Source organism: Streptomyces alboniger, assembly GCF_008704395.1.
GTDB classification, from domain to species: Bacteria; Actinomycetota; Actinomycetes; order Streptomycetales; family Streptomycetaceae; genus Streptomyces; species Streptomyces alboniger.
Genome location: NZ_CP023695.1, coordinates 3167974 through 3191987, shown reverse-complemented (window position 1 = coordinate 3191987; position 24014 = coordinate 3167974). Strand labels below are relative to the sequence as shown.

Annotated in this window: 25 protein-coding genes; 15 read left to right on the top strand and 10 right to left on the bottom strand. The window is 70.5% G+C overall.

Annotated features, from left to right (window positions below; all coding sequences use genetic code 11):
* The first annotated feature begins 66 nt into the window (after nucleotides 1-66).
* A complete protein-coding gene (hutI, locus tag CP975_RS14005) occupies nucleotides 67-1239 on the top strand; it encodes an imidazolonepropionase (protein WP_150477886.1) in 1173 nt (390 codons plus the stop codon).
* Nucleotides 1240-1343: 104 nt separating this feature from the next.
* Entirely contained in the window at nucleotides 1344-1568 is a 225-nt protein-coding gene (locus tag CP975_RS14000) for a hypothetical protein (protein ID WP_150476937.1), read from the top strand.
* 241 nt (nucleotides 1569-1809) lie between these two features.
* On the opposite strand, the gene CP975_RS13990 is transcribed toward CP975_RS14000, so the two are convergent.
* The gene (locus CP975_RS13990) at nucleotides 1810-2763 is read right to left on the bottom strand and encodes an RNA polymerase sigma factor SigF (protein WP_055529413.1); all 954 of its coding nucleotides are present in this window, start codon (nucleotides 2761-2763) and stop codon (nucleotides 1810-1812) included.
* Between the two features lie 250 nt (nucleotides 2764-3013).
* On the opposite strand from CP975_RS13990, the gene CP975_RS13985 reads away from it, so the two are divergent.
* From CP975_RS13985 to CP975_RS13965, 5 genes are all read left to right on the top strand, one after another.
* On the top strand, nucleotides 3014-3385 hold the full coding sequence (locus CP975_RS13985) for an STAS domain-containing protein (RefSeq protein WP_030793930.1): 372 nt from the start codon (nucleotides 3014-3016) through the stop codon (nucleotides 3383-3385).
* A 250-nt stretch (nucleotides 3386-3635) separates the two neighbouring features.
* Nucleotides 3636-4145, top strand: a complete 510-nt coding sequence (locus CP975_RS13980) for an ATP-binding protein (RefSeq protein ID WP_055529407.1) — start codon at nucleotides 3636-3638, stop codon at nucleotides 4143-4145.
* A gap of 204 nt (nucleotides 4146-4349) precedes the next feature.
* The gene (locus CP975_RS13975) at nucleotides 4350-5102 is read left to right on the top strand and encodes an LPXTG cell wall anchor domain-containing protein (protein ID WP_055529409.1); all 753 of its coding nucleotides are present in this window, start codon (nucleotides 4350-4352) and stop codon (nucleotides 5100-5102) included.
* A 55-nt stretch (nucleotides 5103-5157) separates the two neighbouring features.
* Nucleotides 5158-6147 (top strand): COG1470 family protein, encoded by a 990-nt coding sequence (locus tag CP975_RS13970; protein WP_208835560.1) that lies wholly within the window; start codon nucleotides 5158-5160, stop codon nucleotides 6145-6147.
* Between the two features lie 23 nt (nucleotides 6148-6170).
* Nucleotides 6171-7166 (top strand): hypothetical protein, encoded by a 996-nt coding sequence (locus tag CP975_RS13965; protein WP_425474317.1) that lies wholly within the window; start codon nucleotides 6171-6173, stop codon nucleotides 7164-7166.
* A 138-nt stretch (nucleotides 7167-7304) separates the two neighbouring features.
* Here CP975_RS13965 and CP975_RS13960 read toward each other — a convergent pair whose 3' ends face one another.
* A complete protein-coding gene (locus CP975_RS13960; protein WP_055534266.1) occupies nucleotides 7305-8147 on the bottom strand; it encodes an alpha/beta hydrolase family protein in 843 nt (280 codons plus the stop codon).
* Between the two features lie 128 nt (nucleotides 8148-8275).
* Nucleotides 8276-9763: a peptide MFS transporter gene (locus CP975_RS13955; protein WP_055534264.1), complete on the bottom strand. Its 1488-nt coding sequence runs from the start codon at nucleotides 9761-9763 to the stop codon at nucleotides 8276-8278.
* Between the two features lie 472 nt (nucleotides 9764-10235).
* Here CP975_RS13955 and CP975_RS13950 point away from each other — a divergent pair, with 472 nt between their 5' ends.
* Nucleotides 10236-10913 carry a response regulator transcription factor gene (locus tag CP975_RS13950; protein ID WP_055534262.1) on the top strand — a complete coding sequence of 226 codons (678 nt, stop codon included), beginning with the start codon at nucleotides 10236-10238 and terminating at the stop codon, nucleotides 10911-10913.
* 312 nt (nucleotides 10914-11225) lie between these two features.
* Nucleotides 11226-12497, top strand: coding sequence for an ATP-binding protein (locus tag CP975_RS13945; protein WP_055534260.1), 1272 nt, complete (start codon nucleotides 11226-11228; stop codon nucleotides 12495-12497).
* Between the two features lie 51 nt (nucleotides 12498-12548).
* Here the strand turns inward: CP975_RS13945 and CP975_RS13940 are convergent, their stop codons facing one another.
* Nucleotides 12549-13085, bottom strand: coding sequence for a GtrA family protein (locus CP975_RS13940; RefSeq protein WP_055534254.1), 537 nt, complete (start codon nucleotides 13083-13085; stop codon nucleotides 12549-12551).
* Nucleotides 13086-13308: 223 nt separating this feature from the next.
* On the opposite strand from CP975_RS13940, the gene CP975_RS13935 reads away from it, so the two are divergent.
* The 3 genes from CP975_RS13935 to CP975_RS13925 are packed head-to-tail and all read left to right on the top strand — an operon-like array spanning nucleotide 13309 to nucleotide 16167.
* Nucleotides 13309-14448 carry a 5-(carboxyamino)imidazole ribonucleotide synthase gene (locus tag CP975_RS13935; protein ID WP_030793909.1) on the top strand — a complete coding sequence of 380 codons (1140 nt, stop codon included), beginning with the start codon at nucleotides 13309-13311 and terminating at the stop codon, nucleotides 14446-14448.
* Nucleotides 14445-14978 carry a 5-(carboxyamino)imidazole ribonucleotide mutase gene (gene purE, locus CP975_RS13930; protein ID WP_150476936.1) on the top strand — a complete coding sequence of 178 codons (534 nt, stop codon included), beginning with the start codon at nucleotides 14445-14447 and terminating at the stop codon, nucleotides 14976-14978. Before CP975_RS13935 ends, purE begins: the two co-directional genes overlap by 4 nt.
* A 4-nt stretch (nucleotides 14979-14982) precedes the next feature.
* Nucleotides 14983-16167: a dipeptidase gene (locus CP975_RS13925; protein ID WP_055534253.1), complete on the top strand. Its 1185-nt coding sequence runs from the start codon at nucleotides 14983-14985 to the stop codon at nucleotides 16165-16167.
* Nucleotides 16168-16252: 85 nt separating this feature from the next.
* Here the strand turns inward: CP975_RS13925 and CP975_RS13920 are convergent, their stop codons facing one another.
* From CP975_RS13920 to CP975_RS13910, 3 genes are read right to left on the bottom strand one after another with little or no spacing between them, the layout of a single operon-like run.
* Entirely contained in the window at nucleotides 16253-17101 is an 849-nt protein-coding gene (locus CP975_RS13920; RefSeq protein ID WP_055536398.1) for a helix-turn-helix domain-containing protein, read from the bottom strand.
* Nucleotides 17102-17115: 14 nt separating this feature from the next.
* Nucleotides 17116-17499, bottom strand: coding sequence for a DUF6879 family protein (locus tag CP975_RS13915; protein ID WP_055536397.1), 384 nt, complete (start codon nucleotides 17497-17499; stop codon nucleotides 17116-17118).
* A complete protein-coding gene (locus CP975_RS13910; protein WP_055536396.1) occupies nucleotides 17471-17731 on the bottom strand; it encodes a hypothetical protein in 261 nt (86 codons plus the stop codon). The genes CP975_RS13915 and CP975_RS13910 overlap by 29 nt, the downstream gene beginning before the upstream one ends.
* A 285-nt stretch (nucleotides 17732-18016) precedes the next feature.
* On the opposite strand from CP975_RS13910, the gene CP975_RS13905 reads away from it, so the two are divergent.
* Both CP975_RS13905 and CP975_RS13900 read left to right on the top strand, forming a co-directional pair.
* Nucleotides 18017-18505: a glycine-rich domain-containing protein gene (locus CP975_RS13905; protein ID WP_055536395.1), complete on the top strand. Its 489-nt coding sequence runs from the start codon at nucleotides 18017-18019 to the stop codon at nucleotides 18503-18505.
* A gap of 30 nt (nucleotides 18506-18535) precedes the next feature.
* On the top strand, nucleotides 18536-18778 hold the full coding sequence (locus CP975_RS13900) for a hypothetical protein (RefSeq protein ID WP_055536394.1): 243 nt from the start codon (nucleotides 18536-18538) through the stop codon (nucleotides 18776-18778).
* Between the two features lie 184 nt (nucleotides 18779-18962).
* Here CP975_RS13900 and CP975_RS13895 read toward each other — a convergent pair whose 3' ends face one another.
* Complete coding sequence (locus CP975_RS13895; protein WP_055536393.1) at nucleotides 18963-20120, bottom strand: acyl-CoA dehydrogenase family protein; 1158 nt, start codon at nucleotides 20118-20120, stop codon at nucleotides 18963-18965.
* 187 nt (nucleotides 20121-20307) lie between these two features.
* Here CP975_RS13895 and CP975_RS13890 point away from each other — a divergent pair, with 187 nt between their 5' ends.
* Complete coding sequence (locus CP975_RS13890; protein WP_150476935.1) at nucleotides 20308-21651, top strand: UDP-glucose dehydrogenase family protein; 1344 nt, start codon at nucleotides 20308-20310, stop codon at nucleotides 21649-21651.
* A gap of 102 nt (nucleotides 21652-21753) precedes the next feature.
* Here CP975_RS13890 and CP975_RS13885 read toward each other — a convergent pair whose 3' ends face one another.
* Together CP975_RS13885 and CP975_RS13880 are read right to left on the bottom strand one after the other, a co-directional pair.
* Entirely contained in the window at nucleotides 21754-22653 is a 900-nt protein-coding gene (locus tag CP975_RS13885) for an RNA polymerase sigma-70 factor (protein ID WP_150476934.1), read from the bottom strand.
* A 58-nt stretch (nucleotides 22654-22711) separates the two neighbouring features.
* A complete protein-coding gene (locus CP975_RS13880; RefSeq protein ID WP_055536053.1) occupies nucleotides 22712-23917 on the bottom strand; it encodes an NAD(P)/FAD-dependent oxidoreductase in 1206 nt (401 codons plus the stop codon).
* Between the last annotated feature and the right edge of the window lie 97 nt (nucleotides 23918-24014).

The following is a 24014-nucleotide window of genomic DNA, read 5'->3' as shown; positions in this document are numbered from 1 at the left end:
CCCCAGACCCCTCTCCGGCGTTTGCCCCGCCCCCCCCATGGAGCACCTGTGACACCTGTGACCCCTGTGACCACCACCCTCATCACCAACATCGCGAGCCTCGTCACCAATGACCCCGCGCAGGGCGACGGAACGCCCCTCGGCCTTCTGACGAACGCGGCCGTGGTCCTGGAGGACGAGCACATCGCCTGGGTGGGCCCGGCGGCGAAGGCCCCGGCGGCGGACGAGACGTACGACGCGGAAGGCCGCGCCGCCATCCCCGGCTTCGTGGACTCCCACTCCCACCTGGTCTTCGCGGGCGACCGCACCCAGGAGTTCAACGCCCGTATGTCGGGCCGCGCGTACTCCGCGGGAGGAATCCGCACCACGGTCGCGGCGACCCGCGCGGCGACGGACGAGGACCTGGAAGCGAACCTCACCCGCTATCTGGCGGAGGCCCTCCACCAGGGCACGACGACCTTCGAGACGAAGTCGGGCTACGGCCTGACGACGGAGGACGAGGCCCGCGCGCTGCGGATCGCGGCGCGGCACACGGACGAGGTCACCTTCCTGGGCGCCCACATCGTCTCCCCGGACTACGCGGAGGACCCGGCGGCGTACGTGGACCTGGTCACGGGCCCCATGCTGGACGCCTGCGCCCCGCACGCCCGCTGGATCGACGTCTTCTGCGAGAAGGGGGCGTTCGACGGGGACCAGGCCCGCGCGATCCTGACGGCGGGCAAGGCGAAGGGCCTGCACCCCCGCATCCACGCGAACCAGCTCTCGTACGGCCCCGGCGTCCAGCTGGCGGTGGAACTGGACGCGGCGAGCGCGGACCACTGCACGCATCTGACGGACGCGGACGTGGACGCCCTGGCGCAGGGCAACACGGTGGCGACGCTCCTGCCGGGCGCGGAGTTCTCCACCCGGGCGCAGTGGCCGGACGCCCGCCGCCTCCTGGACGCGGGCGCGACGGTGGCCCTCTCCACGGACTGCAACCCGGGCTCGTCCTTCACGTCCTCGGTCCCCTTCTGCATCGCCCTGGCGGTACGGGACATGGGCATGACCCCCGACGAGGCGATCTGGTCGGCGACGGCGGGCGGCGCGGCGGCCCTGCGCCGCACGGACATCGGCGTACTCCGCGAGGGCACCCGCGCGGACCTGGCCCTCCTCGACGCCCCGAGCCATGTCCACTTGGCGTACCGGCCGGGGGTGCCGCTGGTCAGCGGGGTGTGGCGGCGGGGTGTCCGGCAGGTCTGACGCCCGGTACCGAGTTAAAGCGGATGGGTGATTTCCCGCTGACCGCCTCTCTCGTTGAGCGATCGCCGGGGCGTTCCGCCTCGGCACGAGAAGAGGAGAACTCTGTGCGTCGAATGAGCATGGCCCTGGCCCTCGCCCTGGCCGCCGGTGGGCTCGGCCTGTCGGCGGCGACCGCCCAGGCCGCCCCCGCTGCCCCCGTTCAGGGGCCCCCTTTCCCCTACGCGGACTGCCTCAAGGCGACCGCGGACAAGGGCGAGAGCCCGAAGCAGGGCAAGTGGCACTGTGACCAGTTGGTCAAGAAGGGGTGGGTCAAGCCGCCGAGGCGCTGAGCACCGCTGGGGGCCACCTTCGCGGGTGGCCCCCCGGGGAACTCCCTGTCAGGCGGGGCGCGGTCTGGCCCTGCTGGACGCGGTCTCGCTGCGGTGGGGCGTCGAGCAGGGGGAGAGCAGTAAGACCGTCTGGTGCGAGCTGGGGGAGGGGTAGGCGTGGGGGAGAACGGCCGTGGGGCCCGCCCCCGTCAAGGGGCGGGCCCCACTGGGCCGTTCAAGCGCACAGCGGCGCCGTGCCGGCTCACTCCTCGACCGTCAGTCCCTTGCGGAGCTTGACGAGAGTGCGCGACAGCAGTCGCGAGACGTGCATCTGCGAGATGCCCAGCTCCTCGCCGATCTCCGACTGCGTCATGTTGGCGACGAAGCGGAGGGAGAGGATCTGGCGGTCGCGCGGCGGCAGTTCGGCGATCAGCGGCTTGAGGGACTCGACGTACTCGATGCCTTCGAGTCCGTGGTCCTCGTAACCGATGCGGTCCGCGAGCGCGCCTTCGGAGTCGTCCTCCTCGGGCTGGGCGTCCAGCGAGCTGGCCGTGTAGGCGTTGGACGCGGCCATGCCCTCGACGACCTCGTCGTTCGAGATGCCCAGGCGCTCGGCGAGTTCGCCCACCGTGGGGGCGCGGTCGAACTTCTGGGCCAGCTCGTCGCCCGCCTTGGCGAGGTCCAGGCGGAGCTCCTGGAGGCGGCGGGGTACGCGCACCGACCAGCTCGTGTCGCGGAAGAAGCGCTTGATCTCACCGACGATCGTCGGCATCGCGAACGTGGGGAACTCGACGCCGCGGCTCAGCTCGAAGCGGTCGATCGCCTTGATGAGGCCGATCGTGCCGACCTGGATGATGTCCTCCATCGGCTCGCTGCGGGAGCGGAACCGGGAGGCCGCGAACTTCACCAGGGCGAGGTTCAGCTCGACCAGGGTGTTGCGGACGTACGCGTACTCGTGCGTGCCTTCCTCAAGTGATTCGAGGCGGCCGAAGAGAGTCTTGGAGAGGGCCCGCGCGTCCAGTGCCCCCACCTCGGCGTACGGCGGGATCTCGGGAAGGTCGTCGAGCCCTTCCAGGGCTTCGGGACCTTCGGATGCTTCGAGGGCTTTCGGGGCGGGCAGGGGCTCGTGGGACGGGCCCGGGATCGTGGCGGAGCGGTGCGGCGGGAGTGTCGACGTCGCCTGGTCAGTATGCGATTCGTCGAGCCGGGGTGACATGGTGTCCTCCATCGTTCTCGGCATATGGCTGCCGATGCCAATACGTGCACTGCGGTGTGCGGCGCCTCCAAAGCCGTCCGTGTCGATTGGTGTCTCTTCTACCCCTACCCGCTTCCGCGCACCGCTTGCAAGTGCGTTGTGCGGCTAAATGTCCGATTTCGGGGGGATGTTCGGGTACCCCGAACCGTTCAGAGGGCGTAATGTTCGGAGGCGTCATCAACAGTCACGACGGTCGGAAGAGAGTGACGGCATGGACCGCGGCACGGTCGGCAGTGCGCACAGGGGCCGACTCCTGGTCGAAGTGCGGAAGGCGGACTCGAGCGCCGTCGTGACTCCGGCGGGTGAGCTGGATCACCACACCGCCGATCTCCTGCGCGAACCGCTGGAAAGCTGTCTCGCGGACGGCTACGCACGGCTCGTCGTCGATTGCTCGCGTCTTGAGTTCTGTGATTCCACGGGGCTCAACGTGCTGCTCGGGGCCCGGCTCAAGGCCGAGGCCGCGGGTGGCGGAGTCCATCTGGCCGGGATGCTGCCGGTGGTGGCCCGGGTGTTCGAGATCACCGGTGCGGAGGCCGTCTTCACTGTTCACGAGACCCTCGAAGCTGCCCTGCTGGCGGACTGAGTCCATGACGGTGCAACGCGAGAGTTACGCGTCAGTTGTCTCTGTGTGATCAAGGCGTTACCAGCGTCACACGGGCCGGGACGAACAAGTGGGTGTTCTCACGCTTCGTCCGGGCAGGAGAGACCTGGATCCGTCATCTGTCAGAACGGCAAGCAGCCGATGTCCCCTACTCGTCCCGAGTCCTCCACTTGTCCAGAGTCCTCTGCGCGTCCAGAGTGCTCAGTCCTCTTGTCGGTGAGGTGAAGCGCTGATGAGCACCACCCGGCCTTGTTCGCCGGGCGACCGTGGTCCGGAGTCCGAGGCCGCCGTCGCGGACGCTCCCGCGGACCGGGGTTCCGGGGAGTCCGCGGCTCGCCAGGTCCGCAGGCTGAGCCTGAACGGCGCGAGCGGCATCGTCCCCCTCGCCCGGGACTACACGCGCCAGGCGCTGCACGCGTGGGGCTGGCTGCCCGCGGACGGCGCCGACCGGCAGGCCGCCGCCGAGGACGTCCTGCTCGTCGTCTCCGAGCTCGTCACGAACGCCTGCCTGCACGCCGAGGGCCCGGACGAGCTCTGGCTCTCCTGCGACGGCAAGGTGCTGCGCATCGAGGTCTCCGACAAGGGCGCGGGACAGCCCGCGCCACGGACCCCGCACCGCGCCGGGCGCCCGGGCGGGCACGGCATGTTCATCGTCCAGCGGCTCTGCCTCGACTGGGGCGTCGTCCGCAACCCCGACGCCACGGGCAAGACGGTCTGGGCGGAACTGGGCGCGCCCGCCTAGCTCCGCGGCTGTCACCCGCGGCTCGCGCCCGCGCGTCACCCGCGGTTCGCGCACGCGCCGGATCATCGCGATCCGGCGCGTCTTTTGTCTTCCCTCGGCAAGGTCCCGGGCGTACCTTGAGCGCCCAATCTGATGTGCCGTCAGTAATCCAGCGTTACTCCGCACCGCGGCACGCCACGACGACCGGCATGAGGGGATCACGAGGTGTCGTACAAGAAATCGGCCGCGCTCGCGCTTGCCACCGCCCTGGCCGGCGGCTCAGCGGTGCTGATGGCCGCCCCTGCCGCGCAGGCCACCGTCCAGGACGTCGACTACAAGTGCAAGACGCCGATCGGGGACAAGAGCGCCGTGTCGCCGATCGACATCAAGAGCGTCAAGAGCGGCGGCGGCTACAAGCTGACGATGTCCTTCCAGAAGGGCGTCTCCTCCAGCCCCGTGGAGCTCGGCAAGGGCGCGATGAAGCCAAGTGCGGTGATCAAGCTGGGCGGCGCCGAGAGCGGCACCGTGCCGGTCTCCGGGGCGCCGAACTCGGAGGCGATTCCCGCCAACACCCCCATCAAGATCAGTGACCTGTCGGGGACGTACACACCCAAGAAGAGCGGCAAGGTCACCTTCACCGCCGGGGTCCTCACGATCAAGGCGCTCGGGACGACCACCACGTGTACGCCGTCCAACAACCCGAAGCCGTCCCTGGAACTGGACGTCAAGGGCTCGGGCGGAACGGGCGGTTCGGGTGGTCCCGGTGATTCGGGTGGGTCCGACACCGGGTCCGGCGGTACGTCCGGCGGTACGTCCGGCGGTTCCGACGCCGCCGTGTCCGGTGGCGCCGAACTGCCGCAGACCGGCCCCGCCGACTCCGCGATCGCGCTCGGCACCCTCGGCGGCACCGTGCTGCTCGCGGGCGCGGCGGGCGCGCTCTGGCTGACCCGCAGGAACCAGGCGACGCGCTCCCGGTAGCCCGCGACCGACAGCCCGGCCCGCCGAACGAAGAGCCTGGAGCCTGGAGCCGCCGATGTCGATATCGCCGATGCCGTCGATGCCGTCCTCCGCGCGCGCCGCCGTGCTGTGTGCCGCCGCCCTCGGCTTGGCGGCGGCCGCGAGCCCCGCGCACGCGGACGGCGCCGGGCCCTCGGCCTGGTCCGTCGCGCCCTCCGCCGGGGAGGGCACGCGCCCCGCGAAGGACGGGCGGCCCTCCTTCTATGCCGAGGGCGCCCCGGGCGCGGTGCTCCACGACACGGTGGCGGTCACCAACCCGGGGCCGAGGCCCCGCACGGTGTCGCTGCGGGGCGCGGACGCGGGCGGCAGTGGCTCCGGGGCGTGGATCCGGTTCGGGGAGCGGCGGGTGGAGGTGCCGCCGCGCACCCGCGCCGAGGTGCCGTTCACCGTGACGGTCCCGCCGGGCGCGGTGCCGGGCGACCATCCCGGGATGATCGTCGCGAGCGTCGGCGGACGTACGGAGAGGGTGCGGCTGCACCTGCGGGTCGAGGGGCCGACGCTCGCCGCGCTCACCATCGAGCACGTCAAGGTCAGCGAGGCCGACAAGGGCGGCAAGCGCATCACGTACGACCTGGTCAACCGCGGTAACACGGTGCTGGCCCCGAAGCTCGCGGTGCATGCCGAGGGCGTCTTCGGCACGCTCGTCGACCGTCCGCCCCGCACGCTGCCGGTCGAACTGCCGCCCGGCCGCCGCGTCTCCCTGACCGAGCCCTGGCCGGACGCGCCCGCTCTGGACGCGGCGTCCGTGCGGTTGACGGTGTCGGCCCCGGGTGGTGCCCGCGACAGCGCCACGGCGTCGGCCCGTTTCGTGCCGTGGGGCGCGGTGGCGGGCGGGGGAGCGGGGCTGCTCGCCGTGGCGGGCGGTGCCTTTCATGTCGTACGCGGACGCAGACGTGACTCCGAGGTGCCGGAACCGGCCGGGGAGCAGGGGCAGGAGCCTTGCGCCGGGCGGGAGTTGGCGGAGGTGGGGACGGGGACGGGTCCGGGGGCAGGGGGGAAGCAGTGAACGGCAAGCGAAAGAGCCCCGGCCTGTCCGGCCTGAGGGCCTTGACGCCCCTCGCGCCGCTTGGCTTAGTCCTTATCCTCCTTCTGCTGCCGCAGGCGCCCGCGTCGGCTACGGACAAGCCGACCGTACGACTCTCCAAGTCGCAGGCGGGCCAGGGGGGTTCCGTCACCGTCACGGGCACGGGGTGGCGGCCGAACGCCCTGCTCATGATGCTGGTCTGCGGCCAGTCCGCGCCCGGCAGGGGCGTCGTCGGCGGCACCAACTCCTGCGCCAACTCCGAGGGCCGCGCGGTCACCACGGACGAGGACGGTGCCTTCCGCAAGGAGCTTCCGGTCGCTGAGCCGCCCAAGCCCTGCCCCTGTGTCGTCCACGTCGCCACGGTGACGGGCAGGAAGGCGCGGGCCGACGCGGAGTTCAAGGTCGCGGGCCACCCCGTGAAGCCCCTGCCCCAGCGGGCCGAGGGCGGCAGTCTCTCGATCCTCACCGACACCGGCCTCGAAGGCTCCAGCGGCCTCCTGACCTGGTTCGGGTCCCCGCCGCGGCGCACGCTGGTCCTCACCGTCGGCAATATCGGCTCGGAGCCGGTCAAGGACCCGATCTTCCAGGTCGGCACCTCCCATGGCGTGTTCGCTCCGCAGTGGGAGGAGCAGCAGTGGCGTGGCACCATCGCGCCCGGCGAGAAGGCGCGGATCAAGCTGCCGGTGGAGCTGGCGGCGGGGGCGCACGGCGACTATCTGGTCTCGCTGAAGTCCGGCGGGAAGGTGCTCGCCGAGCAGCCGTGGGAGGTGGGCAGGCCCTGGGGCGTCACCGTCTTCTGGCTCCTGCTCTGCCTTGTGGTGCCCGCCGCCGTCTTCCGCGCCGGCATGGCCGTGGTCGACCGCCTCCGCCCGAGGCGGCGGCGCGGGGGCGGCCGCCATCGGGGCGGGCGGCCGGTTCGCCTCGCTGAGCCGACGACGGCTCTGCCGTGGTTCACCCCCGACGCGGACCCCGGGGGGCCCGCGTCGGGTAGGCGCCCTTAGGGGCGCGGGGAACTGCGCGGTCAGTCGGCGGCGGTCCGCAGTCGCGTATGTGACCGTCGGGGGGTTCGGCGGGTGCGGGTTGTTTTGGGTCGCTCGCGCCGTTCCCCGCGCCCCGGACGGGGCGCTGTCGCGAGGGCGTTACGAGTGTGCCCTCAGCCAGGTGAGGGTCGTCCGCTCCGTGTTCGGGGTTTTGAGGAGAGTGCCGCCGTGGGCCGCGCCCCGGACCGTGCGGGTGCTGACGTCGGTCAGGCCCGCCCGGCGCTGCGCGGACGCCAGCTCGGCCGAGTGCGCCGGCGGCACGAAGTCACCCACGGAGTGGATCAGCAGGAGCGGGGAGTCCTTCGCGCCGGAGGCGTGCGACGCGGCCGCCAGGTCGTCCCACCGGGCCCAGCAGCGCAGCCCGCCGAGGTCCGGCGAGCACCCCGCGAGCCGCTCGGCGGCCCTGCGCAGCGACCGCCGCTCGGCGGAGGCACCGGGCGCCCCGCCGTCCGCCCACGCACGGTACGGCGAGGCCACGGGGGACAGCGCCACGACCGCCCGCGCCCGCGAGCGCCCCGCCCCGTAGGTCCCGGCCTGCACGGCCAGGTGCCCGCCCGCCGACGAGCCGAGTACGAGCGGCCGCTCGCCGCCCTCCCGGTGCCGGACCCACCGCAGCGCGGCCAGCACGTCGTCGCGCTGCGCGGGCCAGGCCGCGTCGGAGGTCAGCCGGTAGTCGGTGTCGTACACGGTGAAGCCACGGGCCGCGAACCACCGCGCCCGGCCGCTCCAGTCGGTGTCCCTGGCCCACGAACCACCGTGCAGGATCACCAGGGCGGGCCGGTGCGCGGACCGGGGCCCGTACACGGTGATGTTCTGGCGCGCGTGGGCGCCGTACGGGAAGACCTGCCCGTCCGGAGGCCGGGGCGCGGCCGCCTCGACGGTGGCGGCGCTGGAGGACAGGAGCGCCCCGCAGAGGGCGAGGGAGAGCAAGGTGCGGCGCATGGGCTGATGGTTCACCCGCGGGCCGCCCGGCACCCGCATAAACACGCAGGGCCACCGCACCGGGTGGTGCGGCGGCCCTGCGTTCGGTTAGGTCGAGGCCTGAACCGGGAGGCCTGAACCGGGGTGCGTCAGTGGACGTCGCCCATGAGCTGCTTGACGTTCTTGCGGTACATGAAGACCGCGAAGCCGGCCAGGACCGCGAGCGCGGCCTCCACGGCCACGACGCCCGTCTTGTTCAGGTCGACGCCGTACGTGGAGAGCAGCCCCGCCACCGCGTCACCAGCGGTCACCGCGAGGAACCAGACGCCCATCATCTGGGAGCCGTACTTCGCCGGGGCCATCTTGGTCGTGACCGACAGGCCGACCGGGGAGATGCACAGCTCGCCGACGGTCTGGCAGAAGTAGATCAGGACGAGCCACCAGGGGCTGACCTTGCCGTCGCCGGCCATCGTCAGCGGCAGCAGGAAGACGAAGAAGGAGATGCCGGTCAGGGCCAGGCCCGCACCGAACTTGACGACGGTGTTCGGCTCCTTGTTCTTGCGGTTCAGGTAGAGCCACAGCCAGGCGGCGACCGGGGCCAGCGCCATGACGAGGACCGGGTTGACCGACTGGAACCAGGAGACCGGGAACTCCCAGCCGAAGACGCTGGTGTCCGCGTGCTTCTCCGCGAAGAGGGCCACGGTCGACGCGCCCTGGTCGTAGATCATCCAGAAGACGGCGGCGGCGACGAAGAACCAGATGTAGCCGGAGACCTTGGACTGCTCGGTGGCCGTCAGCTCCTTGTCCCGCTTGATGCGGGCGAGCACGATGATCGGCACGGCCAGACCGATGAGCAGCAGCGGCACGGTCGCCCAGGTCAGCGTGTACGTGCCGGTGCCCACGACGATCGCGTAGAAGACCACGGCGACGAGCAGCCACAGCATGGACTTCTTCAGCGTGGAGGCACGCTCCGCGGCGTCCAGCGGCTTCGGGACGAAGCTGGACTTCTCCGCGAGGTGGCGGCTGCCGACCAGGAACTGGATCAGACCGAACGCCATGCCGAGCGCGGCGAGCGCGAAGCCGAGGTGCCAGTTGACCTTCTGGCCGACGGTGCCGATGGTCAGCGGCGCGACGAAGGCACCGATGTTGATGCCGATGTAGAACAGCGTGAAGCCGCCGTCACGGCGCGGGTCGGCGGGGCCGTTGTAGAGGTGGCCGACCATCGTCGAGATGTTGGCCTTCAGAAGGCCGGACCCGATGGCGACGAACAGCAGACCGAGGTAGAAGGTCGCGTCCGAGGGCAGCGCCAGGATCAGGTGGCCGAGCACGATCACGCAGGCCGCGATGGCCGTCGTCTTGCGCGGACCCCAGACCCGGTCGCCGAACCAGCCGCCCGGCAGGGCGAGCAGGTACACCGTCGACATGTAGACGGAGTAGATGGCGATCGCCGTACCCGCGTCCAGGTTCAGGCCGCCGGGGGCCACCAGGTAGAGCGGGAGAAGGGCGCGCATGCCGTAGTAGGAGAACCGCTCCCACATCTCGGTCATGAACAGTGTGGCCAGTCCGCGGGGGTGGCCGAAGAAGGTCTTCTCGGAGCCAGGGGTACTGGCGGAGTCCTTCGTCAGGCTGGACGCCATGGGTCGATCCTCGTGGGTTCGGGACGCGCGGCAGGAGCGTGAGCGCGCCCGGTGGGGGGCGGTCGGCACCGGTTCCGCCCGCCCCTGCCCCACGCCCGGGGGGAGGTCCACCCCCGGTGAGGGGGAGAGGGAAGGCGAACTCCGGGATCCGCACCCTGGGCGCATCCTCGCGCGCAGGGCCCGACCACAGGTCATTCGATTCAAGGCTGGCCGAAGCCGGCCCGCACATAAAAGAGACCTAAGGCGCGCACAGCGGGCCAAAGGTCCTTGAATAGTGCATCAGGCGTTGGGTCACCATACGACACGGCAGGGATGCATATGGAAGGACTTGAGAGATGGATCACAGGTTTCCATGCAACCAACGACGCACAAACAAAGGTGTTTGTCAGGATCACGTCCTATAGACGAAGGTCCCGCCCCCCACTGTGCGATCACCGCACGACCCTTGTCCACCGCGGACTACCATCACTCCATGACCCGTGTACTGCTCGCCGAGGACGACGCGTCCATCTCGGAGCCGCTGGCCCGCGCCCTGCGCAGGGAGGGTTACGAGGTCGAAGTGCGTGAGGACGGCCCGACCGCTCTCGACGCCGGACTCCAGGGCGGTGTCGATCTGGTCGTACTCGACCTGGGGCTCCCCGGCATGGACGGCCTGGAGGTCGCCCGCCGCCTGCGCGCCGACGGGCTCACGGTGCCGATCCTCATCCTGACCGCGCGGGCCGACGAGGTGGACACGGTCGTCGGCCTGGACGCGGGCGCGGACGACTACGTGACCAAGCCCTTCCGCCTCGCCGAACTGCTCGCCCGGGTCCGGGCCCTGCTGCGGCGCGGCGCCACCGAGCACAAGGAGGCGCCGTCCACGCACGGCGTGCGGATCGACGTCGAGTCGCACCGCGCCTGGATGGGCGACGACGAACTCCAGCTCACCGCAAAGGAGTTCGACCTTCTACGGGTCCTCGTGCGCGACGCGGGCCGGGTCGTCACGCGCGACCAGCTGATGCGGGAGGTCTGGGACACGACGTGGTGGTCGTCCACCAAGACGCTGGACATGCACATCTCCTGGCTGCGCAAAAAGCTGGGCGACGACGCGGCGAACCCTCGCTACATCGCCACGGTGCGGGGCGTCGGCTTCCGCTTCGAGAAGAGCTGAGCGGTTCCCCGCAGGCTGGGAGCGGCCTCGGGGAGGTGCCCCGTCCGCGTCTGCGGGTCGTGGTCGGCTGGCCGCGCCGTTCCCCGCGCCCCTTCGGGGCGCTGTACTGAGCGGCGTGAGGGGTGCCCCGTCAGGGGCGCGGGGAACTGCGCGATCAGCCACCGCGGGGCCGCGCCCGCCGTTGAACCGCCGTGGGCAGACGCGTCTGCGGGTCGTGGTCGGCTGGCCGCGCCGTTCCTCGCGCCCCTTCGGGGCGCTGTTCTGAGCGGCGTGAGGGGCGCCCCGCCAGCTGAGATCCGCGACACTGAGTAGATGCGCCGCCGCCTGATCAACAGCACCCTCGCCGTCGTCCTCGTAGTGATCGCCGTCTTCGGAGTGAGCCTCGTCATCGTAGAGACGAGGACCATCAGCAGCAGCGCCCAGGAACGCGTCGACTCCGAGGCCATGCGCCTCGCCAGCATCGTCGACAGCCGCCTGATCAGCCAGGAGCACATCAGCGGCGCCATCCTGCGCGACCAGGTCGCCACCGCGCGCTACGCCCGTATCGACATCCCCGGCCGCGCGCCCATCGAGATCGGCAAGCGCCCCACCGGCGACGTGATCAGCGCCACCAGCCCCGGCGAGCAGGGCGAGCGGGTCACCGTCCAGGAACCGCGCGCAGCCGTCACCAGGGAAGTCGGACGGACCCTGCTGATCATCGCCGCCGTGGCGCTGCTCGCCATCGTCGCCGCGGTGCTCCTCGCGGTGCGCCAGGCCAACCGTCTCGCCTCGCCGCTCACCGACCTCGCCGAGACCGCGGAACGCCTCGGCTCCGGAGACTCCCGGCCCCGCCACAAGCGGTACGGCGTACCGGAGCTGGACCGCGTCGCCGACGTCCTGGACGCCTCCGCCGACCGGATCGGCCGCATGCTGACCGCCGAGCGGCGCCTGGCCGCCGACGCCTCCCACCAGCTGCGCACCCCGCTGACCGCCCTGTCCATGCGCCTGGAGGAGATCACCGTCACCGACGAGCTGGACACGGTGAAGGAGGAGGCGACCATCGCGCTGGCGCAGGTGGAGCGGCTCACCGACGTCGTGGAGCGGCTGCTCACCAACTCCCGCGACCCGCGCACCGGATCCGCCGTCGCCTTCGACCTGGACGAGGTCATCAAGCAGCAGCTGGAGGAGTGGCGCCCCGCCTACCGCAGCGCGGGCCGCGCCATCGTCAGCTCCGGCAAGCGGCACCTGGAGGCGGTGGGCACGCCGGGCGCGGTGGCGCAGGTCCTCGCGGCGCTGATCGAGAACTCCCTGATGCACGGCGGCGGCACGGTCGCGCTGCGCACCCGCGTCACCGGCAACCAGGCGGTCATCGAGGTCACGGACGAGGGCCCCGGCGTCCCGCCCGACCTCGGGGCGCGCATCTTCGAGCGGACCATCAGCGGCCGCAACTCGACGGGAATCGGCCTCGCGGTCGCCCGGGACCTGGCCGAGGCGGACGGCGGGCGCCTGGAGATGCTCCAGACGAAGCCACCGATCTTCGGCCTCTTCCTGTCACGCACCCCGCTCTCGAAGAACGAGACGGCCGCGGAAAAGACGGTCCGATGAGCCAGCGAGCGGCGAATCAATGAGCCCGTAAAGCCCGTAAGCCCGTAGGCGTCAGCTCGCGCGGCGCACCGCGGGCCGGCGCTCGTCCGACTCATCGAGCGGGGGCTTCTTCAGGAACGATTCCGCAGGGGCCGCAGGGGCCACGTCCTCGCCCGCGGGCAGCGCCTTGAACACCCAGGTGCGGTACGACCAGAAGCGGAAGAGCGTGGCGATGCCCATGCCGAGGAACTTGAAGAAGTTTGCCTGGAGCCTGCCGTCCCAGCCGAACCAGTACGTCGCCGCGTAGAGCACGCCGTTCTCGATCACCAGGCCGACCGCGCTGAACAGCAGGAACAGGGTGAGTTCCCGGGTGCGCCTGGTCTTGTCACGGTCCTTGTACGTGAAGTAGCGGAACCCCACGTAGTTGAAGACGATCGCGACGAGCGTGGCGATCACGCTCGCGCGCACGACGTGCAGATCCGTGAAGTGGCGTACGAGGTTGAAGACGCCGAAGTTCACCAGCGTGCCGACCGCTCCGACGGCCCCGAACTTGGCGACCTCGCGCGCGAGCCGATCCAGACGCGCCCGCAGCGCACCCCGTTCCGTCATGGTGGTCGCCCCAGCCCCCGTCGATTCGCACCGGCCGCGCGGCCGGTCGTGTACGTGCCGACGGATTGGTGTTTCGGTCGTGTCGACCCAGCCATGCTAACCAGCGGTCCCCTCGGGCGCTCGCGGGCGTCCGGACACCGCGGCACCGCCGTGACGGAAGGGAACGCGGGCGACGGGATCCGGCCGTTCCCGGGTGGCCGGGAGCGGCCGATACCCTGGGGGTGTGACGTTCCCGGTAGTCGGCATGGTCGGCGGCGGTCAGCTCGCCCGCATGACCCACGAGGCGGGCATCCCCCTCGGCCTGAAATTCAAGCTCCTCAGTGACACCCCGCAGGATTCCGCGGCGCAGGTCGTCGGCGATGTCGTCATCGGCGACTATCGCGACCTGGACACGCTGCGTGACTTCGCGCGGGGCTGCGATGTGATCACCTTCGATCACGAACACGTACCCACCGAGCACCTCAGGGCCCTGGAGGCGGACGGCATCCCCGTCCGCCCGGGGCCCGACGCGTTGGTGCACGCCCAGGACAAGGGCGTGATGCGCGAGAAGCTCACGGCGATCGGCGTGCCGTGCCCGCGCCACCGGATCGTGAGGGACCCGGCCGACGTGGCCGCCTTCGCGGCCGAGGGCGACGGGTTTCCGGTCATCCTGAAGACGGTGCGTGGCGGCTATGACGGGAAGGGGGTGTGGTTCGTACGTTCCGTCGAGGACGCCGAGGACCCCTTCCGGGCCGGCGTCCCGGTGCTCGCCGAGGAGAAGGTCGACTTCGTACGCGAACTGGCGGCGAACGTCGTCCGCTCGCCGCACGGCCAGGCCGTCGCCTACCCCGTCGTCGAGTCCCAGCAGGTCGACGGCGTGTGCGACACGGTGATCGCCCCGGCGCCCGGCCTGGACGAGGCCCTCGCGGGCGAGGCGCAGGAGCTGGCGCTGCGCGTCGCCAAGGAGCTGGGCGTGGTCGGCCACCTCGCCGTCGAACTCTTCGAGACGCCCGACGGCCGCATCCTCGTCAACGAACTGGCGATGCGCCCGCACAACTCGGGCCACTGGACGCAGGACGGCGCGATCACCTCGCAGTTCGCCAACCATGTGCGGGCCGTGCTCGACCTGCCGCTCGGCGACCCCCGCCCGCGCGCCAAGTGGACCGTGATGGCCAACGTGCTGGGCGGTGACTACCCCGACATGTACGCCGCGTATCTGCACTGCATGGCGCGCGACCCGCAGCTCAAGATCCACATGTACGGCAAGGACGTGAAGCCCGGCCGCAAGGTCGGGCACGTCAACACCTACGGCGACGACCTGGACGAGGTCCTCGACCGCGCCCGCCACGCAGCCGGCTACCTCAGAGGAACGATCACCGAATGACCTCCCCCGTTATTGGCATCGTCATGGGCTCCGACTCGGACTGGCCCGTCATGGAGGCCGCCGCCAAGGCCCTCGACGAGTTCGAGGTCCCCTACGAGGTCGACGTCGTCTCCGCGCACCGCATGCCGCACGAGATGATCGCGTACGGCGAGCAGGCGGCGGACCGCGGCCTGAAGGCCATCATCGCGGGCGCGGGCGGCGCGGCCCACCTGCCGGGCATGCTGGCCTCGGTGACCCCGCTGCCGGTGATCGGTGTCCCCGTACCGCTGAAGTACCTGGACGGCATGGACTCCCTGCTGTCCATCGTGCAGATGCCCGCGGGCGTCCCGGTGGCGACCGTCTCGGTCGGCGGCGCGCGCAACGCGGGTCTGCTCGCGGCCCGGATCCTGGCCTCGCACGACGCCGAACTCCTGTCCCGTATGCGGGAGTTCCAGCAGGATCTGAACGACCAGGCGACGGAGAAGGGCAAGCGGCTGCGCACCAAGGTCGAGGGAGTGGGTTCCGGATTCGGCTTCGGTTCGGGAAAGTGATCGCATGACTTCCCTCGACGAAGCACGCGCCCTGCTCGCCGACTTCCCCGTCGTCGACGGCCACAACGACCTGCCGTGGGCCCTGCGTGAGAAGGCGGGCTACGACCTGGACCGCCTCGACATCGCGGCGGACCAGACGGGCAGCCTGCACACGGACATCGCCCGGCTCCGGGCGGGCGGTGTCGGCGCGCAGTTCTGGTCGGTGTACGTGCGGACGGATCTGGCGGGCGACGCGGCGGTCAGCGCGACGCTCGAACAGATCGACTGCGTCGAGCGGTTGCTGGCCCGCCACCCCGCGGACCTGGCTCGCGCGCTGACCGCGGCGGACATGGAGCAGGCGCGCTCCGAAGGGCGTGTCGCCTCCCTGATGGGAGCCGAGGGCGGTCATTCGATCAACAACTCCCTCGCCACGCTGCGGGCGTTGCACGCGCTGGGCGTCCGCTATATGACGCTCACGCACAACGACAACATCGCGTGGGCGGACTCTGCGACGGACGAGCCGGGCGTCGGGGGCCTGTCGCCCTTCGGCCACGAGGTCGTACGCGAGATGAACCGCACCGGCATGCTGGTCGACCTCTCCCACGTGGCGGCGACGACGATGCGGGCGGCACTGGCCACCTCGGTCGCCCCGGTGATCTTCTCGCACTCGTCGGCGCGGGCGGTGTGCGACCACCCGCGCAACATCCCCGACGACGTCCTGGAGAAGCTGCCCGCCAACGGCGGCGTGGCGATGGTGACGTTCGTACCGAAGTTCGTGCTCCAGGCGGCGGTCGACTGGACGGTGGCCGCAGACGAGAACATGCGCGCGCACGGCTTCCACCACCTCGACACGACGCCCGAGGCGATGAAGGCCCACGCGGCCTTCGAGGAGTCGACGCCCCGCCCCCTCGCGACGGCGGCCACGGTCGCCGACCACCTCGACCACATGCGCGAGGTGGCGGGCATCGACCACATCGGCATCGGCGGCGACTACGACGGCACGGCGTTCACCCCGGACGGCCTGGACGACGTGGCGGGCTACCCGAACCTCATCGCGGAACTGCTCGACCGCGGCTGGTCGAAGCCCGACCTGGCCAAGCTGACGTGGCAGAACGCGGTACGGGTACTGGGCGCGGCCGAGGACGTGGCGAGGGACGTGCAGTCCCGCAGGGGCCCGTCCATCGCGACGCTGGAACAGCTGGACGGCTGACGCGGCCGGCGCTCGCGGATACGCCGATGGGGTGCCGCCCGGGTCGGGCGGCACCCCATCGGCGTACATTTGTCGCCGTCGCTGGTCAGCCCAGGGAGGCCACTGCGTCCGCGATGAGAGCGCGGGCCCCCGCTCCCCGCGCGGCCTGCTGCGAGAGACCTTCAAAGGCTCGGGCGTAAAGCTCGACCTGGCTGGGCTGCGTGAGCGTGTAAGCGGCGTCGAGCGTATCCGCGTGCACTCTGCCTTCATCGAAGATCGTGAAGGTCGGCATGGGCCACACGGCCCGTGGCTCCGAGAACGGGACGATGCCCACGGCGACGTTCTGAAGGCCCATGACGCCGAGCAGGTGCCCGAGCTGGGCCGCCATGGTTTCGGCGCTGCACAGCCGGTAGCGCAACACCGACTCTTCCAGCACGAAGGAGAATCGGTGCTCGCCCTTCCTGAGTACCTCGTTACGCCACATCCGAGCTTCCACGGCCTCGCTTACGTCGTCCGGTGTTCCTCGGAACCCCGCGATGGAGGACAGCAAGGCGGAGGCGTACCCCGGTGTCTGAAGGAAGCCAGGGATCACGTCGGATACGTAGACGCGAAAGGACTTGGTTTGTTGGTACAGGTCGCCGGTGCTCTCTTGGAGCCTCCGGAGGCCAGTCCGCTGAAGCCGCTTCCACTCCACATGCGCTTCGGCGGACTGCCGGTTGGCCGCGATCAGGTCCGGGGCCTGGTCCCCGGCGGCACAGGCCCGGCACCATGCCCGGATATCGGCATCGGACGGAGGCGTCCTGGCATTCTCGATCCGGGACGACTTCGACTCGGACCAACCGCACCTGACGGCCAGCTCCCGCCCGCTGATCCCCGCGTCCTTCCGGATCTCACGCAGTCGGCCAGCCAGGGCTTCGCGGGCCTTCTGAACGCGTGTCGAGGGGTGCGGGGGCATGGAGCCGGCTTTCGTCAGACCTTGTACTGGTGGTGCGGGATCGCTCGTTCCCAGACCGTTTCAAATGCAGCGAAGCACAGCTTCACTGCCTCCGGATCGGCCGTGATCTCGTCCTCCACCACCGCGCCGTCACCTGAGAGCTCCCAGTGGATGTACTCCGATACCGGCTCGGAGACCACACGCGCCCTGCGGATCACCACGCCCCTGGCCACGGCGTCAGCGATCAACTGGTCATAGGGATGCCACCAGGACTCGCGATCCTCCCACTTGATCCGCTCCCCACGCTTCCACGCCTCGAACCGTTCCGTGGCTGCGTACGAGTCGCGCAACTCCAGGTGGACGGCCGACCGCTCGCACTGGCCAAGCAGCTCAGCGAAGCTGGGCACGCTCGACGGCATCACACGCCTCCCTGATCATCGGGATCATCCGGGCCGGAATCCTGACGATAGCTTCGGTCTCGGGCACCGGACCGTTCGCGGGACTGCTTCCCTCGCACACCGCCTGAGTCTCGGGGCTCGGCTTCCACCCCTGCAACAAGATCTCCTGAGTTTCCGCGTCCGCCCACACTGTGGGGCAGTGGTCCCGGTCGGTGTCGGTGTCGGGGTCGATCCCAACGAACTCTACGGCCATGGCAGGCTCCCTGGTCCAGGTACTTGCTCGGGCTTGCGCCAGCATCTTTGAACTGGGAAGAAGGCGTCAATACCGCAACGAGCCCAATGAATTGGCCTGCAAGGTCATGCAAGTTTGTGGAGCCCGGTCCTCCCCGCTTCCTACGGTCGCCACATCGACGCGGAACGATCGGAAGGGCGGGCATGGTGAGCGGGAGCGAGGGAGAACTCGGCGCCAGGGTTGCCGAGGTCAAGGAGCGGAGTCGCCGGGGTGGGCTGTGAAGTGCCACAACAGGGAGGAACGCACATGCACGATGTACGCGCATTACTCACCCCTGCCGCGTTCGGGGGTGTCGTCGCAACCGTCATCGACAACAACCCCGGCATGGAGGAGGCTACGGCCGAGCGGATCGTGGTGGAAGCGCTCAAGTTCATGGACGCCGCCGCGCAGTTCCCGACCGTCAAGATCACGCCCTCCAACGTGGTGGACGAGGGATGGCACGCGCTGATTCTGCATACAAACCTGTACGAGAAGCTGTGCGCGCGTCTGGGGCGGTTCGTGCATCACTGGCCCGAGCGTCCCGACGAAGAGCGGCACCATGAACACGCGCTCACACGTACGGTGGCCATCGTCGAGCAGGCCGGGCACACCCTGGACAGCGAACTGTGGACGGGCCCGACCGAGGCCCTGGTATCGGTGGCGGCGAACTGCTCCCACACACCCAAGCCCGGCGGTTGCGGCCCGATCAATCCGGGCAAGTGCGCTTCGCACTGCTCGGGCGGTGGCGGTAGCTAGGCTGGCCGCGAGTAGACGGAAGGCGGAAGCGTGAACGCTGAGCAGGCCCGGCAGGTCGACGCCGTGCTGCGGCAGTTGGGTATCCCCGGCGTGGTCGGACCCGAGGACCCGGAGAATGCGTCGGGGCCCTGGCGCGTGTACGACACGGCCGACGCTGCCACGCGCCGGGAGACGACGGCTGATGCGTTGGCAGCCGTGGCCGCCAAGTTCCCGGAGGAGAAACCGGGTTCGGGACCGATGCGAGGATTCGTCATTCCGCCGAAGGACGAATAACCGCTTGCGACGCTGACCAACGAAGCTGACGCCCGGCGCCCACGGAAGGACGGGCGGAGGTCACCTGACCCAGCCCATGCGAACGGCCCCCGGCAAGCGCCGGGGGCCGTTCGGGTTTGTGCAGGTGAGGGGCGATTATCCGCCCAGAGCCGTCGAAAAGAGCCGCTGACCTGCGAAAACCCAGCTACGGCAGGTTCCGCGCCATCACGATCCGCTGCACCTGATTCGTACCTTCATAAATCTGCGTGATCTTCGCGTCGCGCATCATGCGCTCGACGGGGTAGTCACGGGTGTAGCCATAGCCGCCGAGGAGCTGGACCGCGTCCGTGGTGACCTCCATCGCGACGTCCGAGGCGAAGCACTTGGCGGCCGCGCCCTGGAAGGTGAGGTCCTTGTCGCCGCGCTCCGACTTGGCTGCCGCGGCGTACGTGAGCTGCCGGGCGGCCTCGATCTTCATCGCCATGTCGGCGAGCATGAACTGCACGCCCTGGAAGTCGGCGATCGGCTTGCCGAACTGCTTGCGCTCCTGGACATAGCCCTTGGCGTAGTCGAGGGCGCCCTGCGCGATGCCGAGGGCCTGGGCCGCGATGGTGATGCGGGTGTGGTCCAGGGTCTTCATGGCGGTCGCGAAGCCCGTGCCCTCCTCGCCGATCATGCGGTCGGCGGGGATGCGGACGTTGTCGAGGTAGACCTCGCGGGTGGGGGAGCCCTTGATGCCGAGCTTCTTCTCCGGGGCGCCGAAGGAGACGCCCTCGTCGGACTTCTCGACGACGAAGGCGCTGATGCCCTTCGACCGCTTGGTCGGGTCGGTGACGGCCATGACCGTGTAGTACTCGGAGACGCCCGCGTTGGTGATCCAGCGCTTCACGCCGTTGAGGACCCAGAAGTCGCCGTCGCGGACGGCCTTGGTCTTCATGCCCGCCGCGTCCGAACCGGCGTCCGGCTCGGAGAGGCAGTACGAGAACATGCCCTCTCCGGCGGCGAGCGGGCCCATGTACTTCTTCTTCAGCTCCTCGGAGCCGGAGAGGATGACGGGCAGCGAACCGAGCTTGTTCACGGCCGGGATGAGGGAGGACGAGGCGCAGACGCGCGCCACCTCCTCGATCACGATGACGGTCGCCAGGGCGTCGGCGCCCGCGCCGCCGTAGCTCTCCGGGACGTGCACGGCGTGCAGGTCGTTCGCGACGAGCGCGTCGTGGGCCTCCTGCGGGAAGCGGGCCTCCTCGTCCACCGCGGCGGCGAACGGCGCGATCTTCGCCTCGGCCAGCGAGCGGATCGCGTCCCGGAGCATGTCGTGCTCCTCGGACGGGCGGTACAGGTCGAAATCAGCCGATCCGGCCAAGGTCTCTCACGCTCCAAGGATGCTAATTACCGTTAAGTAACCCAAATTTTAGTGCCGCCCCCGGTGCGGGGGATACGTGAGCTTGGCGACAGCGGCAAACATGCCCGGTGAGAGGCCCTGACACGCCCGACTATGCTCGGTCAGCGCACCGTAGCGACAAGCCCTCGCAGACCGTCTGGAGCACCGCATGGCCCTCAAGATCACCGTGATCGGCACCGGCTATCTCGGCGCCACGCACGCCGCGGCCATGGCCGAACTCGGCTTCGAGGTCCTCGGTCTCGACGTCGTCCCCGAGAAGATCGACATGCTTCAGCGGGGCGAGGTCCCCATGTACGAGCCCGGCCTGGAGGAGCTGCTGCGCAAGCACGTCGCGGGCATCGAGGGCTCCAGCGGGCGGCTGCGCTTCACCATGGACTGGGCGGAGGTCGCCGAATTCGGCGACGTCCACTTCATCTGCGTGAACACCCCGCAGAAGCACGGTGAGTACGCCTGCGACATGTCGTACGTCGACTCGGCGGTGGAGTCGCTGGCCAAGCACCTGAACAGGGCCGCTCTGGTCGTCGGCAAGTCCACCGTCCCGGTCGGCAGCGCGGACCGCCTCGCGGCCCGCGTCCTGGAACTCTCCCCGGCGGGCGGCGAGGTCGAACTGGCGTGGAACCCGGAGTTCCTTCGGGAGGGCTTCGCCGTCCAGGACACGCTGCACCCCGACCGGATCGTGGTCGGCGTACGCGGCGAGCGCGCCGAGAAGCTGCTGCGCGAGGTGTACGCGACGCCGGTCGCGGAGGGCTCGCCGTTCGTCGTCACGGACTTCCCCACGGCGGAACTGGTCAAGACCTCCGCCAACTCCTTCCTCGCCACGAAGATCTCCTTCATCAACGCCATGGCGGAGGTGTGCGAGGCCGCGGGCGGTGACGTCGTGAAGCTGGCGGAGGCGCTCGGGCACGACGACCGGATCGGGAAGAAGTTCCTGCGGGCCGGCATCGGCTTCGGCGGCGGCTGTCTGCCGAAGGACATCCGCGCCTTCATGGCGCGGGCCGGTGAACTCGGCGCGGACCAGGCGCTGACCTTCCTGCGCGAGATCGACTCCATCAACATGCGGCGGCGCGGCCAGATGGTCGAGATGGCGCGCGAGGCGCTGGGCGGCGGGTCCTTCCTCGGCAAGCGGGTCGCGGTGCTCGGCGCCACGTTCAAGCCGGACTCCGACGACGTCCGTGATTCCCCCGCCCTCAACGTCGCGGGACAGATCCACCTCCAGGGCGGGCAGGTGACGGTCTACGACCCCAAGGGCATGGTGAACGCGCGCCGGCTCTTCCCCACGCTGGCGTACGCGGACACGGCACAGGACGCGGTGCGCGGCGCGGACGTCGTGCTGCACCTCACGGAGTGGCGCGAGTTCCGCGAGCTGGATCCGGCGGAACTCGCCTCCGTGGCGGCGGCGCCGGTCGTCCTGGACGGCCGCAACGCGCTCGACCCCGAGGTGTGGCGGGCGGCGGGCTGGACCTACCGAGCGATGGGCAGGCCTGCGGCCTAGCGGGGGTCCGTTCCGCCTGCCTTGAGCGGTTGGCCTGCGTTATCCCCTGGTCCGCCCGCTTCGCGGCGGGTGTTTCCCACCCACCCGCCCGTTTGCCCCGCGTTATCCCCAGCGCGTCAGCCGCGTTTCCGACGCCACACGCGACAGTTTCTCCGGGTTGCGTACGTAGTAGAGGCCAGTGATGCGCGCGTCCTCGACGTGGGCCGCCAGGACGCCGTCGAGTTCGCCGTCCAGGCGCACGAGGAGCGCGGGGGAGCCGTTGGCCACGGTGGGCTCGGTGGTGATCGTGACTCCGGCCCTGGCGGTACCGCCGAGGTAGAAGCGCGCCACCTTGTCGGCGCCCACGACCGGCCGCAGCGCGGCCCGCTTGATGCCGCCGCCGTCGCTCACGAGGACGACCTCGGGTGCCAGCACGTCGAGGAGGCCCTGCATGTCCCTGGTGTCCAGCGCACGCTGGAACGCCTCAAGGGCCGCCTGGGCCCGGCGCGGGGAGACCTTCTGGCGCGGGCGGCGGGCGTCGACGTGCCGGCGGGCGCGGTGCGCGATCTGGCGGACCGCGGCCGGACTCTTGTCGACGGCCGCCGCGATCTCCTCGTAGCCGATGTCGAACGCCTCGCGCAGCACGAAGACGGCGCGCTCGGTCGGCGACAGCGTTTCGAGGACGAGCATCATCGCCATCGACACGCTCTCGGCCAGCAGGACGTCCTCGGCCACGTCCGGCGCGGTGAGCAGCGGCTCGGGCAGCCACTGGCCGACGTACGCCTCCTTGCGGCGCTTCATGGTGCGCAGCCGGTTGAGCGCCTGCCGGGTCGTGATCCGGACGAGGTAGGCGCGCTCGTCGTCCACCTGCTCCTGATCGACCCCGACCCACCGCAGCCAGGTCTCCTGGAGGACGTCCTCCGCGTCGGCCGCCGAGCCGAGCATCTCGTAGGCGACGGTGAAGAGGAGGTTGCGGTGGGCGACGAACGTCTCGGTCGCGGGGTCGGCGGGGCGGTCACTCATGTCTCGACGTCCTTTTCTTCGGCAGCCGTCCGATCTTGCCCCACCTGTCGGTGTCCGGTCAGGCCGTCCGCTCAACGGCCACCGGCGTCCCGCCGTGTCCGGCCCGGAGCAGGTGGCGGCGCCTGGCGTCTCCCGGGACGCGGTGCAGGCGGTACGAACCGGGCTTGCCCGCCTCGTCGGCCAGATGCTTGAGGACGCCCTTGCACACGGCCTCCTTGGCCTTCGCGCCGAGGCCACCGTCGATGTGGAACCCCACCGCCACGTCGGACCTGTTGGCGAACTGGAAGATGCCGTCGCTGCGGCCCAGGCTGATGCACTGGGCGACGAACGACTGCTTGAGATCCGCCGGCCGCTCACCCGCGATCCGGCTGATCACCGTGTCGGCGGCCCGCGCGCCCAGCGGCATCGCGGCCTGGCAGCTCATCCGCAGGGGCAGACCCGACGGCGCCGCCGAATCCCCGGCCGCTACGACGCGCTCGTCGTCCACGCTGGTCAGCGTCTCGTCCGTGAGCAGGCGGCCCAGGGCGTCGGTGCTCAGCCCACTGCGGGCGGCCAGGTCCGGCACGCCGAAACCGGCGGTCCAGACGGTGACGCGGCTCGGCAGCTCGCGGCCGTCGGCGAGCCGTACGGCGTCGCGGGTCACCGCCGTCACCTTCGTACCGGAACCGTCGAGCACGGTCACCCCGAGCCGCGCCAGCCGCGTGGCCACCGACCGGCGGCCCTTGGTGTGCAGGTACGGGCCGAGTACGCCGCCGCAGACCAGGGTCACGGCGCGGCCCGCCTCCGCCAGCTCGGCGGCGGTCTCGATGCCGGTCGGACCGGCTCCGACGACCGTCACCGGGGCCGTCGCGGGCGCGTCGTCGAGGACCGGCCGCAGCCGCTCCGCCTCCTCCAGGTCCGCGAGGGGGTGGGCGAACTCGGCGGCTCCGGGCACGCCGGGGTCGGCGCTGCCGCTGCCCACCGCGTAGATCAGGTAGTCGTAGCCGACCGTGCCGCCCGACGCCAGCGCCACGCTGCGGCCCGCCGTGTCGATCCGCGCCACGGAGTCGACGGTCAGCCGGACGCGCTCGCTCAGGACCTCGCGGAAGCCGACGACCGCGTCGCCGGTCCCGCCCACCAGCTGGTGCAGGCGGATCCGGTGGACGAAGTCCGGGCGCGGGTTGATCAGCGTCACGGTCACGTCGCCGCGCAGCGTCAGACGATTGGCCGCCATCACGCCGGCGTAACCGCCGCCGATCACGACCACATCGGTGTTCTCAGCCATGGTGTCTCCTCCGCTTGAAGTCCGCCTGAAGTCCCCTCGAAGGGGTTCGGCCTCAAGACACCGGGCGCTTCATAGCTGTGACAGTTTGTGGCGCAGG

Coding starts and splice junctions, on each gene's coding strand:
- CP975_RS13990 (WP_055529413.1), bottom strand. CDS start 2,763: ATGTCACCCCGGCTCGACGAATCGCATACTGACCAGGCGACGTCGACA.
- CP975_RS13985 (WP_030793930.1), top strand. CDS start 3,014: ATGGACCGCGGCACGGTCGGCAGTGCGCACAGGGGCCGACTCCTGGTC.
- CP975_RS13980 (WP_055529407.1), top strand. CDS start 3,636: ATGAGCACCACCCGGCCTTGTTCGCCGGGCGACCGTGGTCCGGAGTCC.
- CP975_RS13970 (WP_208835560.1), top strand. CDS start 5,158: ATGTCGATATCGCCGATGCCGTCGATGCCGTCCTCCGCGCGCGCCGCC.
- CP975_RS13960 (WP_055534266.1), bottom strand. CDS start 8,147: ATGCGCCGCACCTTGCTCTCCCTCGCCCTCTGCGGGGCGCTCCTGTCC.
- CP975_RS13955 (WP_055534264.1), bottom strand. CDS start 9,763: ATGGCGTCCAGCCTGACGAAGGACTCCGCCAGTACCCCTGGCTCCGAG.
- CP975_RS13950 (WP_055534262.1), top strand. CDS start 10,236: ATGACCCGTGTACTGCTCGCCGAGGACGACGCGTCCATCTCGGAGCCG.
- CP975_RS13945 (WP_055534260.1), top strand. CDS start 11,226: ATGCGCCGCCGCCTGATCAACAGCACCCTCGCCGTCGTCCTCGTAGTG.
- CP975_RS13940 (WP_055534254.1), bottom strand. CDS start 13,085: ATGACGGAACGGGGTGCGCTGCGGGCGCGTCTGGATCGGCTCGCGCGC.
- purE (WP_150476936.1), top strand. CDS start 14,445: ATGACCTCCCCCGTTATTGGCATCGTCATGGGCTCCGACTCGGACTGG.
- CP975_RS13925 (WP_055534253.1), top strand. CDS start 14,983: ATGACTTCCCTCGACGAAGCACGCGCCCTGCTCGCCGACTTCCCCGTC.
- CP975_RS13920 (WP_055536398.1), bottom strand. CDS start 17,101: ATGCCCCCGCACCCCTCGACACGCGTTCAGAAGGCCCGCGAAGCCCTG.
- CP975_RS13915 (WP_055536397.1), bottom strand. CDS start 17,499: ATGCCGTCGAGCGTGCCCAGCTTCGCTGAGCTGCTTGGCCAGTGCGAG.
- CP975_RS13910 (WP_055536396.1), bottom strand. CDS start 17,731: ATGGCCGTAGAGTTCGTTGGGATCGACCCCGACACCGACACCGACCGG.
- CP975_RS13905 (WP_055536395.1), top strand. CDS start 18,017: ATGCACGATGTACGCGCATTACTCACCCCTGCCGCGTTCGGGGGTGTC.
- CP975_RS13890 (WP_150476935.1), top strand. CDS start 20,308: ATGGCCCTCAAGATCACCGTGATCGGCACCGGCTATCTCGGCGCCACG.
- CP975_RS13885 (WP_150476934.1), bottom strand. CDS start 22,653: ATGAGTGACCGCCCCGCCGACCCCGCGACCGAGACGTTCGTCGCCCAC.
- CP975_RS13880 (WP_055536053.1), bottom strand. CDS start 23,917: ATGGCTGAGAACACCGATGTGGTCGTGATCGGCGGCGGTTACGCCGGC.